Source organism: Allosphingosinicella indica (assembly GCF_900177405.1).
GTDB classification, from domain to species: domain Bacteria; phylum Pseudomonadota; class Alphaproteobacteria; order Sphingomonadales; family Sphingomonadaceae; genus Allosphingosinicella; species Allosphingosinicella indica.
On sequence record NZ_LT840185.1, the window covers coordinates 1309733 to 1324915 of the forward strand.

Here is a 15183-nt window from a genome sequence, read left to right on the forward strand (position 1 = left end):
GCCGCGCGTTGCAGCGTGTTGCCAGCTTAACGCACCAGAGCGCCGCCGACGGCGCCGGACCTCAGGGAGCATCCGTCTTGACCAAGCGCATCGCCGCCATTGCCCTTCTGCTCATGTCCTCCACCGCAATCGCGCAAGGCAAGGATGCGAAGAAGTGGGACGTCATGGCGCCGCCGATGAAGACGCGGCCCGTTACCATCTCGACCGACGAGGGGACGTGGATGAACCTCGACGTCAGCCCCGACGGGCGGACGATCGCCTTCGATCTCCTGGGCGATATCTACACCATGCCGGTCACCGGCGGCCGCGCGACGCGCATCGCGGCGGGTCTCGCCTATGAGGTGCAGCCGCGTTTCTCGCCCGACGGCAGCCAGATCGCCTTCACCTCCGATCGCGGCGGCGGCGACAATATCTGGCTGATGAATGCCGACGGTTCGAACAAGCGCCAGCTCACCAAGGAAAGCTTCACGCTGCTCAACAACCCGACGTGGAGCCCGGACGGACAAAGCATCGCCGCACGCAAGCATTTCACCACCGGCCGCTCGCTCGGCACCGGCGAGGTGTGGCTCTATCATATCGCCGGCGGAAGCGGCGTGGCGCTGGTCGAGCGGCCCAACCCGCAGCACCAGAAGGAACTCGGCGAGCCGATGTTCTCGCCCGACGGCAAGGCGATCTATTTCAGCTACGATTCGACGCCCGGCGGCGTCTTCCAATATGCGCAGAACTCGAATGCCGAGCTGTTCCGTATCGACCGCTACGACATGGAGACCGGCGAGCGCTCGACCGTCACCGGCGGCCCGGGCGGCGCGGTCCGCCCCGCACCCTCGCCCGACGGCCGCTACCTCGCCTTCGTCCGGCGCGAACGCGCGGAATCGAAGCTTTACCTCAAGGATCTGCTCACCGGACAGGAGCGCAAGATCTACGACGATCTCGATCAGGACGTGCAGGAGACCTGGGCGGTCACCGGCGTCTATCCCAACATGGATTGGACGCCCGACAGCCGTTCGCTGGTCTTCTGGGCGGGCGGCAAGATCCGCCGCATCGACGCCGATGGCACCAACGCCTCCGAAATCCCGTTCGGCGTCAGCGACACGCGCGACGTGATCGATCCGCCGCGGCCGCTGGTCGATGCCTGGTCGCCGAGCTTCACGACGCGGATGCCGCGCTTCGCCGCGCTCTCGCCCGACGGCCGCAACGTTGTCTTCGAAAGCCTCGGCCGGCTCTACGTCAAGCCCGCCAGCGGCAATGGCGCGGCCCGCCCGCTCACCGCGCAAGACGGCGATTTCCAGCTCTTTCCGTCCTGGTCGCGCGACGGCACCCGCATCGCCTTCGTTTCGTGGAACGACGCGCGGCTCGGCGAAATCCGCACCGTCGCGGCGGACGGCAGCGGGATGCAGACGGTGACCGCCGATCCCGGCCATTACCGCCGCCCCCGCTTTTCGCCCGACGGGCAGACGATCGTCTACGAGGCGGGCGCCGCGGGCAATCTGACGTCGGATCAGTGGAACACCGATCCGGGCGTCTTCCGCATCCCCGCCGCCGGCGGCACGCCGGTCAAGCTCGCCTCTTCCGCCGGCAATCCGCATTTCGGCGCGGCGAACGATCGCGTCTTCATGGAAGTCAGCGAGGACCGGAAGCGCAAGCTCGTCTCGACCGACTGGAGCGGCAAAGACCGCCGCGTCCACGCCGAGGGAGAGATGGTGATCGGCTATGACGTATCGCCGGGCGGTGACTACGTGGCATTCCGCGAGAATTACAATCTGTACGTCGCGCCCCTGCTCGCCGCAGGCAAGACAATCAGCCTCAGCGCCAAGGACGGCGCCACGCGCGTGTTCCGCGCCACCGGTGACGGCGGCCAATATATGCATTGGGGCCCGGGCGGGCGCACGCTCGGCTGGTCGATGGGCCCGGTGCTCTACCAGGCCGATGCCGCCGCGCTCGTCCGCCCCGGCGAGACGGGCTACACCGCGCCGCGCACCGGCATCGCGATCGGCATATCCGCGCAGTCGGACGCGCCGCAGGGCGTCGTCGCGCTGGTCGGCGCGAAGGTCGTCAGCATGGCCGATGCGTCGGGCGGCGTGATCGAGGACGGCGTGGTCATCGTCGAGAACAACCGCATCAAGGCCGTCGGCCCGCGCGGATCGGTGGTGATCCCGGCGGGCGCGAAGACGGTCGACGTCGCGGGCAAGACGATCATCCCCGGCATCATCGATGCGCACGCGCATGGGCCGCAGGGCGAGGACGACCTCATCCCGCAGCAGAATTGGGAGGCGCAGGCGCATCTCGCCTTCGGCGTCACCACCGTCCACGATCCGTCGAACACGTCGAGCGAGGTCTTCGGCGCGGCGGAGATGCAGCGCGCCGGCCTCATCCTCGCGCCGCGCATCTTCTCGACCGGCGAGATCGTCTACGGCGCCAAATCGCCCGGCGTCTATGCGCTGATCGACGGCTATGACGATGCGCTGGGCCACGTCCGCCGGCTGAAGGTGCAGGGCGCGCACAGCATCAAGAACTACAACCAGCCGCGCCGCGATCAGCGCCAGCAGGTCGTCGCCGCGGCGAAGGCCGAGAATATCGCCGTCGTCGCCGAAGGCGCATCGCTGTTCAGCCAGGACATCACGCTCATCCAGGACGGCAACACCACGCTGGAGCACAGCATTCCGCAGGCGGCGCTCTACAAGGACGTGCTCGATTTCTTCGGCCAGACCAAGGTCGGCTACACGCCGACGCTGGGCGTCACTTACGGCGGCCCGGGCGGCGAGCCCTATTGGCTGCAGGAAAGCGAGGTGTGGAAGCACCCGATCCTGTCGCGCCACGTCCCGCGGCGGCTGCTCGAGGCGGAGATGGTGCGCGTGGTGAAGGCGCCGGCGGAGGATTATGCCGACACCAAGAGCGCCCGCACCGCGCGCCAGATCATGCAGCGCGGCGTGCCGACCTCGATCGGCGGCCACGGCCAGCAGCAGGGCATCGCCGCGCACTGGGACATCTGGTCTCTGGTCAAGGGCGGCTGGACCCCGATCGAGGCGCTCGGCGCCGCGACCCGCGTCCCCGCCGCTGCGCTCGGCTTCCGCGATATCGGCAGCCTCCAGCCGGGGAAGCTCGCCGATCTCGTCATCCTCGACGCCGATCCCACTGCGGACATCCGCAACACCGAGAAGATTTCGAAGGTGATGCTCAACGGCCGGCTCTACGATCCGCTGACGCTCAACGAGGAAGTCACCGGCAACCGCACCCGCCAGCCCTATTATTGGGAGCGGTAGGCGCGGCTCATTCGGCGGGCTGCGGCCGGGGGCGGGGGGCGATCAGCGCCTCCATCGCCAGCCGCCAGCCCGCGGGGCTGCGCTGCCAGACGCGGGCATAATGGCCGCGGCGAGAATGGGCGCCTTCGGTCCATCCCGCGCTGCCGTAGGTGAAGGCCATGTCGCCCGCCGAGGATGCGCTGCCGCCCAGGGGCTGCAGCGTCATCGTCGCGCCGCGCCGGGCGATCTCGTCGGCCTGGCCGCCCGGCTCCGCCCAGGCAAGCGTCCCGGCGAGCACGCCGCCCTCGGCGATCAGCGCGCGATAGGCGGCGGGTGCGTCCGTGGCCGCGTCGGTCGCCAACTTCGTTTCGACCGCGCCGATCTCCGCCATCGCGCGCGCCGCCGATCCAGCCTCCGCGGTGGCGGCAGGCAGGAACCGAATCGTCTTCGGTTTCCCACCTGCCGCCGGCGCCGGGAGGTTGGCGCCTCCGTCATAGATCCATTTCCACTGCCCGTCGGGCTGCTTCTGCCACACCGTCATGTAGCGGACGGGGCTGGTCGCCGGGCCGGTGGAAAATCCGAAATCGCCCGATCGCGCAATGCCTGCGAAGTCCGGCCACCAGTCGAGCGGCGGCGCGTCTTCGGGATCGTCGGGCCAGCTCGCGATGAAGCCGCGCGCCGGCACGGGCTTGTCGGCGAACATGATCGCGTCGGGCGCCGCGAAATCGATGAAGCCGTCGCGCGTGCCCCTGGCCGCGACTGCGCGCGCGAAGGCGGCTTCGGCCTCCACCACCGGCTGCGCCGGCCCGGCGCCCGCCGCGGGCGGCCCCATCACCATCGCCAGCGCCGTCGCGATCATCCGCTTCATATCCGTCTCCTCGGCCCCGCCGGTGCGCCTAGCGCGGGGCGGGCGGCGATAGGCGCGCGCTTCGGCAAGCGCGCGCATCCGCTCGACGAACGACCCGCAGGCGGTCGCTAAGCCTTCGGTAAGCAATGCGGTGCAAGATTGGGCGTCCCTCGGGGGAGGTGTGTCGCGCATGTATCTTGAAAAGCTCATCACGCGCAGCGAGCCGCGGATCGTCGATCAGCGTAGCGAGCCGCGCCACGGCGCCGTCATCGATCAGGCGACGATCACCTTCCGGGGCGAGCGGATCGCAGTGCCGGTGGTCGACATCTCCTCGCGCGGCACCCGTGTCGTTTCAGGGATCCTGCCGCGTATCGGCGAGACGATCAGCGTCCAATTCGACGATTGCTCGCGCATCCAGGCCTTCGTCCGCTGGGTGAAGGACGGTCAGCTAGGCCTCAACTTCGGCCACGAGATCATCCTCGAAGCCTGATCCTCCCTGGAACGGGAGGGGGACCAGCCGCAGGCTGGTGGAGGGGCAGCGCTGCGGTAAGCGTCTTTGCCCCTAAGCCCCCAGCCCCTTCATCACGCTCGGCAATATCCCCGTCACCATCCGCTTGATCCCCAGGAAATTGGGATGGATGCCGTCTTCCAGATTGAGGCGGCGGTCGCCCGCCACCTGCGCGAGGAAGAAGGGGTAGAGTGCCGCTCCGTGCCGCGCCGCGACCTCTGGGAAGATCGGGTTGAACGCAGCACTATAGTCCGGCCCCATGTTGGGCGCGGCGAGCATCCCCGCCACCAGCACCGGTATCTCGCGCTTTCTGAGCTCCGCGACGATCGCGTCCATGTCGGCGCGCGTCTGCGCCGGCGGCAGCGCGCGCAGCATGTCGTTGCCGCCGAGGGCGACGATCGCGAGATCGGGCTTGGCCTTCATCCCGTCGAGCGTCCAGCCGAGCCGCGCGCGCGCCGCCGCCGCGGTGTCGCCCGATACGCCGCCGTCGGTCACCGTCGCGGCGATCCCGTTGCGGCGGAGCGCATCCTGCAGTTGCGGCGCGAATCCCTGGCCCTTGGGCAGGCGATAGCCCGCCGTCAGGCTGTCGCCGAACGCGAGCACGGAAAGCGCGCGCGGCGGCGTCTGAGCGGCGGCGGGGGTCAGCGCGATCAGCAGCGCGGCCGCCAGCCCTTGGACAATGCGCCGCGCGCGGCCATATGAAACGGAGAAGTTCATAAGAAAGACGCTCCCAGCCCTCATGCTCTCCCCCAATATCGTCATCGACGCCGCGGATGTCACGCTGGCGCTCGGCTCCGGCGCGTCGCGCGTCGAAATCCTGCGCGGGATCGACCTCTCGGTATCGAAGGGGGACAGCGTCGCGCTGCTCGGTCCGTCGGGATCGGGCAAGTCGTCGCTGATGGCGGTGCTCGCAGGGCTGGAGCGCGCCACCGGCGGCAGCATCCGCATCGCCGGCGCCGATTTCGCCGCGCTCGACGAGGACGGCTTGGCGCGCGCGCGACGCGGCCGTGTCGGCATCGTGCTTCAGGCCTTCCACCTGCTGCCGACGATGACCGCGCATGAGAATGTTGCGGTGCCGCTCGAGCTGGCCGGCGTCGCCGATGCCTTCGCGATCGCCGCGGGCGAGCTGGAGGCGGTCGGCCTCGGCCATCGCCTGACTCATTATCCGGCGCAGCTCTCGGGCGGCGAGCAGCAGCGCGTGGCCATCGCCCGCGCCACCGCGCCGCGGCCCGAACTGATCTTCGCCGACGAGCCGACCGGCAACCTCGACGCTGCGACCGGCACCGCCATCCTCGACTTGCTCTTCGCGCGCCAGAAGGACACCGGCGCGACGCTCTTCGTCATCACCCATGACCCCGCCCTCGCCGCCCGCTGCGATCGCGTGCTGGAAATGCAGGACGGCCGCATCGTCACGGACAAGAGGACGTGATGGGGGACGCATGTCCTCCCCGGAACGGGGAGGGGGACCATGCGAAGCATGGTGGAGGGGGTTACGAGACCCCCTCAGCGCGCGGCGCCCCCCCTCCACCGTCCGGCTTCACCGGCCGGTCCCCTTCCCCGTTCCGGGGAGGATATCTCCCCCTCACTCTCGCCCTTCGCGATCTGCGCGGCGGGCTCGCCGGTCTCCGCCTCCTCGCCGTTTGCCTGTTTCTCGGCGTGCTCGCGCTTGCCGGGGTCGGCTCGCTCTCCGCCTCCATCGTCCGCGGCCTTTCCGATCAGGGGCAGGCGATCCTCGGTGGCGACGTCCAGGCCGATGTCGCCCAGCGCGAGGCGACGCCTGGGGAGCTGGCACTGCTCCGCCGCGAAGGCGCTGTCAGCCACGTCACCCGGATGCGCGCGATGGCGGCGCGGCCCGACGGGTCGGAGACGATGCTCGTCGACTTGAAGGGCATCGACGCCGCTTATCCGCTCTATGGCGATTTCCGCCTTGCCCCCGGCGCCATTGCGCCGCGCCCCGGCGCCGGGCAGGTCGCGATAGGGCCGGAGCTCGGCGAGCGGCTCCGCGTCGGCGTCGGCGATCCGGTCCGCATCGGCAATGCGCTCTTCACCGTCGCCGGGATCATCGCCGAGGAGCCGGACCGGCCGGGGCAGGGCTTCACGCTCGGCCCGCCCGCCATCGTCGATCGCGCCGGGCTCGCCGCCACCGGCCTCGTACAGCCGGGCAGCCTCTACACCTCGCTCTACCGCATCCGCATCGCCCCGGGCACGGAACTGGAGCCGGTCACCAAAAGGCTCGAGACGCGGCTTGCCGATGCCGGCTTCGACGTCGATGATCGCACCAACAGCGCGCCGGGCACGCGCCGCTTCATCGAGCGCGTCGGCCAGTTCCTGACCCTCGTCGGCCTCACCGCACTGGTCGTCGCCGGGATCGGCGTCGGCAACGGCGTCTCCTCCTGGCTCGACATGAAGCGCGGCGGCATCGCGACGCTGAAGCTGCTTGGCGCGACCGGCGGCACCATCTTCCGCATCTATCTGATCGAGATCGGCCTCGTCGCCGGGGGGGCAATCGCTGCCGGGCTCGCCGCGGGCGCGCTCGTCCCGTGGGTGGTGGTGCAGGTGGCCGGCGATGCACTGCCGGTGCCACCCGCGCTCGGCCTCCATCCGCTGCCGCTCGCCGCCAGCGCCGCCTACGGCATCCTCATCGCGCTGGTCTTTGCGCTGCTGCCGCTCGCCCGCGCGCGCGAAGTGCCCGCCGCCAGCCTGTTCCGCGGCGCGGTCGCGTCTTCCGCGCGCGGCCTTCGCGCCAATGCGGGGATGCTGCTCGCCGTCGCGCTTGCCGCCGCCGGAATCGCCGCGCTCGCTATATTCACCGCGCGCGAGCCGCTGTTCGCCGCCGGCTTCATCGCCGCCGCGCTCGGGCTGCTGCTGATGCTAAGCCTCTTGGGTGGCGCGATCCGCGCGCTCGCCGCGCGGCTGCCACGGCCCAAAAGCCCGCTGCTCCGCCTCGCGCTCGCCAACGTCCACCGGCCGGGGGCGCAGACCGGGCGGCTGGTCGTCGCGCTCGGCCTCGGCCTCACCCTCTTCACCACGCTCGCGGTGATCGAGACCAACCTCGCTGGCCAGATCCGCACCACCATCCCCCAGCGCGCGCCGAGCTTCTTCCTGCTCGACATTCCGGTCGGCGAGATCGATCGCTTCCGCAGCCTCGCGAAGCAGGCGGCGCCGGAGGGTGATCTGGTCACCGTGCCGTCGCTGCGCGGATCGGTGGTCGCGGTGAACGGCCAGCGTGTCGCCGACATGGAGAGCATCCCCGACGGCGCGTGGATGCTGCGCGGCGATCGCGGCCTCACCTATGCCGCGACCCCGCCCGGCAGCAGCCGCGTCGTCGAGGGCGAATGGTGGCCCGCCGATTATGCCGGCCCGCCGCTCGTTTCGGTCGACGTCGAGGGCGCCCGCGCGCTCGGCCTCAAGCCCGGCGACGGCCTCACCTTCTCGATCCTCGGGCGCGAGTTCGACGCGCGCATCGCCAACCTGCGCGAGATCAACTGGGACACGATGGGGTTCAACTTCGCCATCGTCTTCGCCCCCGGCGCGCTCGAATCGGCGCCGCACAGCTTCATGGCGACGATCGCGATGCCGGCGGACGAGGAGCGCGGCTTCGCGCGCGCGGTCAGCAACGCCTTCCCCGCCGTCTCGGCGATCCGCGTCAAGGAGATCGTCCAGACGGTGTCCGACATGCTCGGCCAGTTGACCGTCGCGGTGCGATCGGCGGCGAGCGTCGCGATCCTCGCCGGCATCGCGGTGCTGGTCGGCGCACTCGCGGCCAGCCGCCGCGCGCGCATCTACGATAGCGTGATCCTGAAGCTGCTGGGCGCGACCCGCGCGCGTATCCTCGGTGCGCAGGCGATCGAGTTCGTCGGCCTCGCGCTCGTTCTCGCCGCCGTCGCCTTCGCGCTCGGCGCCGCGGCGGGCTGGTATGTCGTGGTGCAGGTGCTGGAGCTCGAATGGGCGCCCGACTGGCCGATCGTCCTCGCGACGCTCGCCGCCGGCGCAGCGGTTACGCTGGTCCTCGGCCTCCTCGGCACCCTCCCCGCGCTGGCGGCGAAACCGGCGCAAGCGCTGCGGACGCTTTGACGGCAGGAAGACCGTCACCCTGAACTTGTTTCAGGGTCCATCTGGGAGACTGACGCGTCGTCACCGGCATGGATGCTGAAACAAGTTCAGCATGACGGCGCTTGGGAAGCGTTCCGCCCAATCCCCGCTTCTCCTCCCCCCGCATCGCGCCTATATCGCCGCGATGCCCGTCTGGCTCGGCATCCTCCTCTTTCTCGGCACCATCCTCGTGATGGAAGGCGTCGCGTATGCGGCGCACCGCTGGATCATGCACGGGCCGGGCTGGTTCCTGCACAAGAGCCACCACGAGCCGCGCCACGGCAATTGGGAGCTCAACGATCTCTACGCGGTGATCTTCGCCATCCCCTCGATCCTGCTGCTGCTGTGGGGGATCGGGCTGGAGCAGGGCGCGGGCTACGCCTGGGTGGGGGCGGGGATCGCGGCCTATGGCGCCATCTATTTCGGCTTCCACGACGTCATCGTCCACAAGCGCGTCGGCCACCGCTACGTGCCGCGCTCCAATTACATGAAGCGCATCGTCCAGGCCCACCGCCTCCACCATGCGGTGGAAACGAAAGAGGGCACGGTCAGCTTCGGCTTCCTCTGGGCGCCCCGGCCGGAAGATCTGAAAGCCGAACTCGCCCGCCGCGGCCGCAAAGGCGTCCGCGCGCCGACCGAGCCGTCGCGGGGCGCCACGCGCCGCGACAATCCGGATGCCGCTGGATTGCTTCGCTCTGCTCGCAATGACGAATTGATCTAATCGCGGTCGCCGCTCTGTCGGCTTCTGAAAAATGACGCGATCGCCGCCAGAGCGAATGCCCCCAGTCCAATCACGGCGATTGCCCTGAATGTCGGGCTCGGCTCGGCGCACGATTCGCCCACACATTCGGAGAACTGGACGATCATCGCCATCATGATGAGGATTGCCGCTGCCATCAGGCTGAGGCAGCCATAGGCGCGGGTGCGATCGGGCCGGTAGCCGCTCATCCCGCGATCTTCCTTCACGGCGTCATCGGACGCGTCCACAGCCCTTCGCGGTCCGCCGCTTTGGGTTCGCGCCGGGCTTCCTGCAGCGCCTGGGCTGCGAGCGCGACCTTTTTCGGCCTCGGGATGACGACGCGATAGTCCCAGGCGTGGGCGCCGCGCTTCGCCACTTCGCGGGCGATCTCGCCGTAAATGTTCGCCGCTGCCAGCACCGCCCATCGCGAGCGGAAGGGGAGGCGGGCTGCGCCGACCCGCGCGGACGCCTCATACTCCGCTGCCAGCGCCGCCAGACGCCGCGCGATCACGCCCATCCGCTCGCGGTACATCGGCTTCATATGCTGGCCGGGCGAGACGTCCATCTCGACCATCCACTCGACGGGCAGATAGTTGCGCCCCACCGCATCGTCCTCGCTCATGTCGCGGGCGATATTGGCGAGCTGGAAGGCGATGCCGAGGTCGCTCGCGCGGTTGAGCGTGTCGCGGTCTTCGGGGTCGACGCCCATCACCACAGCCATCATGCAGCCGACCGCGCCCGCGACATGATAGCAATATTGGAGGAGGTCGGCCTCGCTCCGCGGCCGCCAGTCGCGCGCGTCCATCGCGAAGCCCTCGAGATGATCGTCGATCATCCATTGCGGAATGCGGCATTCGGCCGCGACCGCGCCCAATGCGTCGAACGCCGTCTCGCCCGTCCATTCGCCCGCCAGCGCGCGCGCCGTCTGCACGCGCAGCCACGAGAGGCGCTGCTGCGCGCCGTCGGTGCGCACAGCGTCATGCCCCAGCACCTGCCCGTCGGCGACGTCGTCGCACGCGCGGCACCAGGCATAGAGCAGCCACGCCCGCTCGCGCGTCGCCCGGTCGAACAGGCGCGAGGAGAGATGGAAGCTCTTCGATCCCTTCCGGATCGTCTCGCCCGCCGCGGAGACGAGGGCGGCGCGATCGGCTCTCATACCTTCCCTCCCGCCCGCGGGAGGGGATCGAGGGGAGGGGCTGTCAGAGCTTGGCGCGGAACTGTCAGGAACGCGCCACACGCCCTCCCCCAGCCCCTCCCGCAAGCGGGAGGGGGGCTATCGAAGATCATCGATCATCAGCCCGGCGGTCGCCTTGGCGCTGCCGACCACGCCGGGGATGCCCGCGCCGGGGTGCGTGCCCGCGCCAGTGAAATAAAAGTTGGGGATCGCATCGTCGCGGTTGTGGACGCGGAAATAGGCGCTCTGCGTCAGCAGCGGCTCGAGGCTGAACGCAGAGCCCAGATGCGCGTTGAGATCGCCCGCGAAATCGGCCGGCGTGTAGTGGAAGGAAGTCACGATCGCGTCCTTGAGCCCCGGCATCAGCCGCTCCTCCAGATGGTCGAGGATGCGGTCGCGGAAACGTGGACCCACCTCGTCCCAGTCGAACGGCGCCTTGCCGAGGTGCGGCACCGGGGCGAGCACGTAGAAGGTCGAATGGCCCGGCGGCGCCAGCGACGGATCGGTCACCGTCGGGTGGTGAAGGTAGAGCGAGAAATCCTTGGGCAGTACGCCTGCATTGTAGATGTCGTCGAGCAGCCCTTTGTAGCGCGGGCCGAACAGGATCATGTGGTGCGGGATGTCGCGCCACTCGCCCTTCACCCCGAAGTGGACGACGAACAGCGAGGGCGAAAAGCGCTTGCGCCGCAGCGCATCCGCCGTCCGCCGCCCGCGCGCGCTGTGCTTCAAAAGGTCGTAGCTGTGGACGACGTCGGCGTTGGAGGCGACCGCGTCGAACGCTTCGCTCCAGCCGCTCCTGGTGGCGACGCCGGTCACCCGGTCGCCCATCGTCTCGATCGCGTCGACCGGATCGCCGAGCTTCAGCGTTCCGCCCAGCCGCTCGAAATGGCGCACCATGCCGGCGATCAGCGCATTGGTGCCGCCGCGCGGGAACCAGACGCCGCCGTCGCGCTCCAGCTTGTGGATCAGCGCATAGATGGCGCTAGTCGTCATCGGGTTGCCGCCGACGAGCAGCGTATGGAAGCTCAGCGCCTCGCGCAATTTCTCGTTCTTCACGAAGCGCGAGACGATCGCATAGACCGATCGCCACGCCTCATATTTCGCCAGTGCCGGCGCCGCCTTCACCATCGACTTGAAATCGAGGAAAGGGACGGCGCCCAGCTTCACATAGCCTTCCTGGTAGACGCCTGCCGAATAATCGAGGAAGCGGCGGTAGCCGGCGACCTCCTCCGGCCCCATCGCGGCGATCTGGCGGGTCAGCTCGGCATCGTCGTTCGAATAGTCGAAGTTCGTCCCGTCGGGCCAGCTCAGTCGGTAGAAGGGGCTGACCGGCATCAGCTCGACATCCTCGCCGATCGCATGGCCGGTGAGCGCCCACAATTCCTTGAGGCAATCGGGATCGGTGACGACGGTCGGGCCCGCGTCGAAGGTGAAGCCGTCCTTCTTCCAGTGATAGGCACGCCCGCCGGGCTTGTCGCGCCCCTCGATCACGGTGGTGGCGATGCCTGCCGATTGCAGGCGGATGGCGAGCGCCAGCCCGCCGAATCCGGCGCCGATGATGGCCGCGCGCTTCACGATAGAGGCTATTTCATCCCTTCTTCAGCGCGGACACCGCCCGCCCGATGGGCACGGGCGGTTTGCCGGCGAGGATCCGCATCTTGTCGAACGTCGTCGACTGCGCGGCATAGAAGCGGGCGATGAGCTTGGGATCAAGACGGTAAAAACGCTCAAGCACCTTATATCGCTCGTGCGGCTCCGCGGCGCGGAACAGCATCTTGTCGAGCGTACGATAGAATTCGCGCCGTTTCCACGTCTGGCTCGCATAGCCTTCGAACGCGTCGTGGAGCGCACCGCCGGAAAAATCCTTCTGCCGCGTCAGGAACATCGCCGCGCGCACCGCATCGGGGAAGGTGTAGCCGGTGGTCGGGTGAAAGAGCCCGGCGCGCAGCCCCAGCTTCGCCACCCGCGCGCCGCCCGCGCGCCAGAAGCCGGAGAAATCGCCGCCCATCGCTACCGGCAGCACGCCGCTCTCCTCGCGCTCCTGCTCGGCGATCTGCCAGCCGCGGAGTGCGCAATAGGCGTCGATCCGGGCGCCGATTCCCTCCATGTCGAGCGAGGGCGATTCGGAATAATAGGTGTCCTCCACCAGCATCCGGTCCTCGGCGAAGGGCAGGCAGTAGACGAAGCGGTAGCCGTCGGTCTGGTCGACGGTCGCGTCCATGATCACCGGCCGGTCGACCCCGTGCGGCTTCGCGAAACGATATTCGCGCCCGACGAACTTCTGCCAGCCGAGATCGAGGTGGGTGAGGTGCGCTGCGCCGCGCGCGTCGATCGCCCCGTCGGCGCGGATCTTCTCGCCACCCGCCAGCACCAGCTCGTTCTCGCGCACCGCGACGATCTTGGTGTTGAGCCGGTATTGGTCGGGGCGGAGCACCTCCAGCACCTCGGCGTGGAGCTGCTCGGATCGCGCGCTGCAATATTCGGACTTGAGCTTGCGGCTATGGCCCGGGAAGGCGACGTAATAGCCCGGCCAGCAGTGGACGATCAGCGGCTCGATCAGCCCCCAATTCGCTTCCTCGATGTCGCTCCGGAAGAACGACCAGACATGGCTGCCGCCGAACGCCGGCCCTTCCTCGACGAGGAGGATCGGCACGTCCGGACGATGTTTGGCCATCGCCAGCGCGGCCAGGCTTCCCGCCAGCCCGCCGCCCGCGATCAGCAGCCCTTCGCGCTTCCCCCTCGGCATAACCCTTTGCCCTTAGCCCGATTCCGCGGCCCCGCGCCACGCCTCGTTCGACGAACCGCGCACCAATTTGGGACTGGCCGCCCGCGGCGTCCCGCACGCGCGCCTTCATGCGCGGTTAGGATTGCGGCTCGATGAAGGTCATCCGCCTGTCCGCACCCGGGAGATCGTCCTTTGCCTGCCGCCCCTGCCATTGCCCGCATCGAAGCGATCCTCGCCGAAGCGGGCGTGGAGGACGAGGAGCTGGCGGAACGGCTCGCCGAAGCCGCCACCGAAGGCCTCGCCACCCGCCGCCAGTTGATCGCGCGGTGCGAGGCGGCGTTCCGCGAAGGCTTCCTCACCGGCAAGCGCTGGCCCAAGTTCGCGCCCTATGTCGCAGACGTCTGGCGCAAGAGCCAGCTCTACACCCGCCACTTCGCGCGCAAGGCGGCGGCGCCCGAAGCCGAAAGCCGCTACGCCCGCTACAACGATCTGTAGCCTGTCGCCCCCCGATCCCCTAAAAGCCGCGCGTGTCCGCCGGCCTTGCCATCCTCCTCTCCGCGCTCGCCATGACGGCGATCGTCGGGGTGCGCTATCTCGTCACCTCGGGCGGGTTCGCCTGGCTGACGCGGCTCCGCCATCCCGGCCTCTATGCCGGGCAGGACGGGCAGATGAAGAAGGAGATCGGCTGGAGCCTCGCCTCGGCGGCGATCTACGGCGTGCCCGCGGGCGTCGTTGCCTGGGGCTGGCAGCAGCATGGCTGGACGCGCATCTATACCGATGTCGCCGCCTGGCCGCTGTGGTGGCTGCCGGTTTCGGTCTTCCTCTATCTCTTCGCGCACGACACGTGGTTCTACTGGACGCACCGCTGGATGCACCGGCCGCGCCCGTTCCGTATCGCCCATGCCGTCCACCACGCCAGCCGCCCGCCCACCGCCTGGGCGGCGATGAGCTTTCACCCCGTTGAGGCACTCACCGGCGCTGTTGTCATTCCGACACTGGTCTTCCTCATTCCGATCCACGCCGCCGCGCTGGGCTTGGTGCTGGCGATCATGACTGTCATGGGAGTGACCAACCACATGGGGTGGGAGCTGTTTCCGCGATGGATCGTCGACGGCCGCGCCGGGCGCTGGCTGATCACGGCGAGCCATCACCAGCGCCACCACCGCGAATATAGGTGCAATTATGGCCTCTATTTCCGCTTCTGGGACAGGCTTTGCGGCACGGACCGCGGCCTGGGGACGTTCGATCACGGCGCTGCTGCTGGGCGCGGCGTTGCTCGGAGCGGCGCCTCCGGGGCGGCTTGAGGTCGATCTTTCGGGGCTTCGCAACGGCAAGGGCGACGTGCTCGTCTGCGTCACCCGCTTCCCCGATCATTTCCCCGACTGCACCGACGATCCGGAAGCGCGCACCGCCAAGGCGCCGGCGGCATCGGCGGGGCCGATCGCCTTTCTGGCGCTCCCCAGCGGCAATTATGCGGTGGCGGTAATCCACGACGAGAACCGCAACGCGAAGCTCGACACCATCGCCCGCATCCCGCGCGAAGGCTTCGGCTTCTCGCGCAATCCCGCGATCCGTTTCGGCCCGCCGAGCTTCGATCAGGCCCGTTTCCCGGTCGCCACGGGCGATGTCCGGCAAGACGTTAGGATGCGCTACATCCTCTAATTGCCTTACCGTCATTGCGAGCGCCGCAGGCGCGCGGCAATCCCAGCCTGAGGGCCTCTGCGCAAAGCTGGATTGCCGCGCCGCTTCGCGGCTCGCAAAGACGGGGCGGGAAGTAGCGGAGTTCCCATCGCTCCCGCCCCGGAACTTCCCGGCTTTTCAAGCGATTCACCGGAAACAGGTTTTTAACAAGGATCAAG

Annotated in this window: 14 protein-coding genes; 8 read left to right on the forward strand and 6 right to left on the reverse strand. The window is 69.0% G+C overall.

The annotated features are described in order from the left end of the window. Positions 1 to 113 precede the first annotated feature (113 nt). Positions 114 to 3260, forward strand: a complete 3147-nt coding sequence (locus B9N75_RS06455; RefSeq protein WP_085219443.1) for an amidohydrolase family protein — start codon at positions 114 to 116, stop codon at positions 3258 to 3260. A gap of 7 nt (positions 3261 to 3267) precedes the next feature. Here B9N75_RS06455 and B9N75_RS06460 read toward each other — a convergent pair whose 3' ends face one another. Beyond that, the gene (locus B9N75_RS06460) at positions 3268 to 4107 is read right to left on the reverse strand and encodes a Cif family virulence factor (RefSeq protein ID WP_157123730.1); all 840 of its coding nucleotides are present in this window, start codon (positions 4105 to 4107) and stop codon (positions 3268 to 3270) included. Between the two features lie 169 nt (positions 4108 to 4276). On the opposite strand from B9N75_RS06460, the gene B9N75_RS06465 reads away from it, so the two are divergent. Then, on the forward strand, positions 4277 to 4576 hold the full coding sequence (locus B9N75_RS06465) for a PilZ domain-containing protein (protein ID WP_085218058.1): 300 nt from the start codon (positions 4277 to 4279) through the stop codon (positions 4574 to 4576). Positions 4577 to 4648: 72 nt separating this feature from the next. On the opposite strand, the gene B9N75_RS06470 is transcribed toward B9N75_RS06465, so the two are convergent. Next, positions 4649 to 5311 carry an arylesterase gene (locus B9N75_RS06470; protein ID WP_085218059.1) on the reverse strand — a complete coding sequence of 221 codons (663 nt, stop codon included), beginning with the start codon at positions 5309 to 5311 and terminating at the stop codon, positions 4649 to 4651. A 22-nt stretch (positions 5312 to 5333) separates the two neighbouring features. Between B9N75_RS06470 and B9N75_RS06475 the strand changes: the two genes are divergently transcribed. The 3 genes from B9N75_RS06475 to B9N75_RS06485 all read left to right on the forward strand — a co-directional run bounded on the left by B9N75_RS06475 (position 5334) and on the right by B9N75_RS06485 (position 9407). Then, positions 5334 to 6023, forward strand: a complete 690-nt coding sequence (locus B9N75_RS06475) for an ABC transporter ATP-binding protein (RefSeq protein ID WP_085218060.1) — start codon at positions 5334 to 5336, stop codon at positions 6021 to 6023. Positions 6024 to 6196: 173 nt separating this feature from the next. Then, positions 6197 to 8668, forward strand: coding sequence for an ABC transporter permease (locus B9N75_RS06480; RefSeq protein ID WP_244552483.1), 2472 nt, complete (start codon positions 6197 to 6199; stop codon positions 8666 to 8668). A 163-nt stretch (positions 8669 to 8831) separates the two neighbouring features. Continuing rightward, a complete protein-coding gene (locus B9N75_RS06485; RefSeq protein WP_085218062.1) occupies positions 8832 to 9407 on the forward strand; it encodes a sterol desaturase family protein in 576 nt (191 codons plus the stop codon). Here the strand turns inward: B9N75_RS06485 and B9N75_RS06490 are convergent. The 4 genes from B9N75_RS06490 to crtY form a co-directional block, all read right to left on the reverse strand. Then, positions 9404 to 9634 carry a hypothetical protein gene (locus B9N75_RS06490; protein WP_085218063.1) on the reverse strand — a complete coding sequence of 77 codons (231 nt, stop codon included), beginning with the start codon at positions 9632 to 9634 and terminating at the stop codon, positions 9404 to 9406. The genes B9N75_RS06485 and B9N75_RS06490 overlap by 4 nt on opposite strands. Before the next feature lie 14 nt (positions 9635 to 9648). Then, positions 9649 to 10581, reverse strand: a complete 933-nt coding sequence (locus B9N75_RS06495) for a phytoene/squalene synthase family protein (protein WP_085218064.1) — start codon at positions 10579 to 10581, stop codon at positions 9649 to 9651. 117 nt (positions 10582 to 10698) lie between these two features. Beyond that, positions 10699 to 12174 (reverse strand): phytoene desaturase, encoded by a 1476-nt coding sequence (locus B9N75_RS06500; protein WP_085218065.1) that lies wholly within the window; start codon positions 12172 to 12174, stop codon positions 10699 to 10701. A 13-nt stretch (positions 12175 to 12187) separates the two neighbouring features. Further along, a complete protein-coding gene (crtY, locus tag B9N75_RS06505) occupies positions 12188 to 13345 on the reverse strand; it encodes a lycopene beta-cyclase CrtY (protein ID WP_085218066.1) in 1158 nt (385 codons plus the stop codon). 171 nt (positions 13346 to 13516) lie between these two features. On the opposite strand from crtY, the gene B9N75_RS06510 reads away from it, so the two are divergent. The 3 genes from B9N75_RS06510 (at position 13517) to B9N75_RS06520 (ending at position 14986) form a co-directional block, all read left to right on the forward strand. Then, entirely contained in the window at positions 13517 to 13819 is a 303-nt protein-coding gene (locus tag B9N75_RS06510) for a hypothetical protein (RefSeq protein WP_085218067.1), read from the forward strand. Positions 13820 to 13890: 71 nt separating this feature from the next. Continuing rightward, on the forward strand, positions 13891 to 14628 hold the full coding sequence (locus B9N75_RS06515) for a sterol desaturase family protein (RefSeq protein WP_085219444.1): 738 nt from the start codon (positions 13891 to 13893) through the stop codon (positions 14626 to 14628). Further along, complete coding sequence (locus tag B9N75_RS06520) at positions 14597 to 14986, forward strand: DUF2141 domain-containing protein (RefSeq protein ID WP_244552458.1); 390 nt, start codon at positions 14597 to 14599, stop codon at positions 14984 to 14986. Before B9N75_RS06515 ends, B9N75_RS06520 begins: the two co-directional genes overlap by 32 nt. The last annotated feature ends 197 nt before the right edge of the window (positions 14987 to 15183 follow it).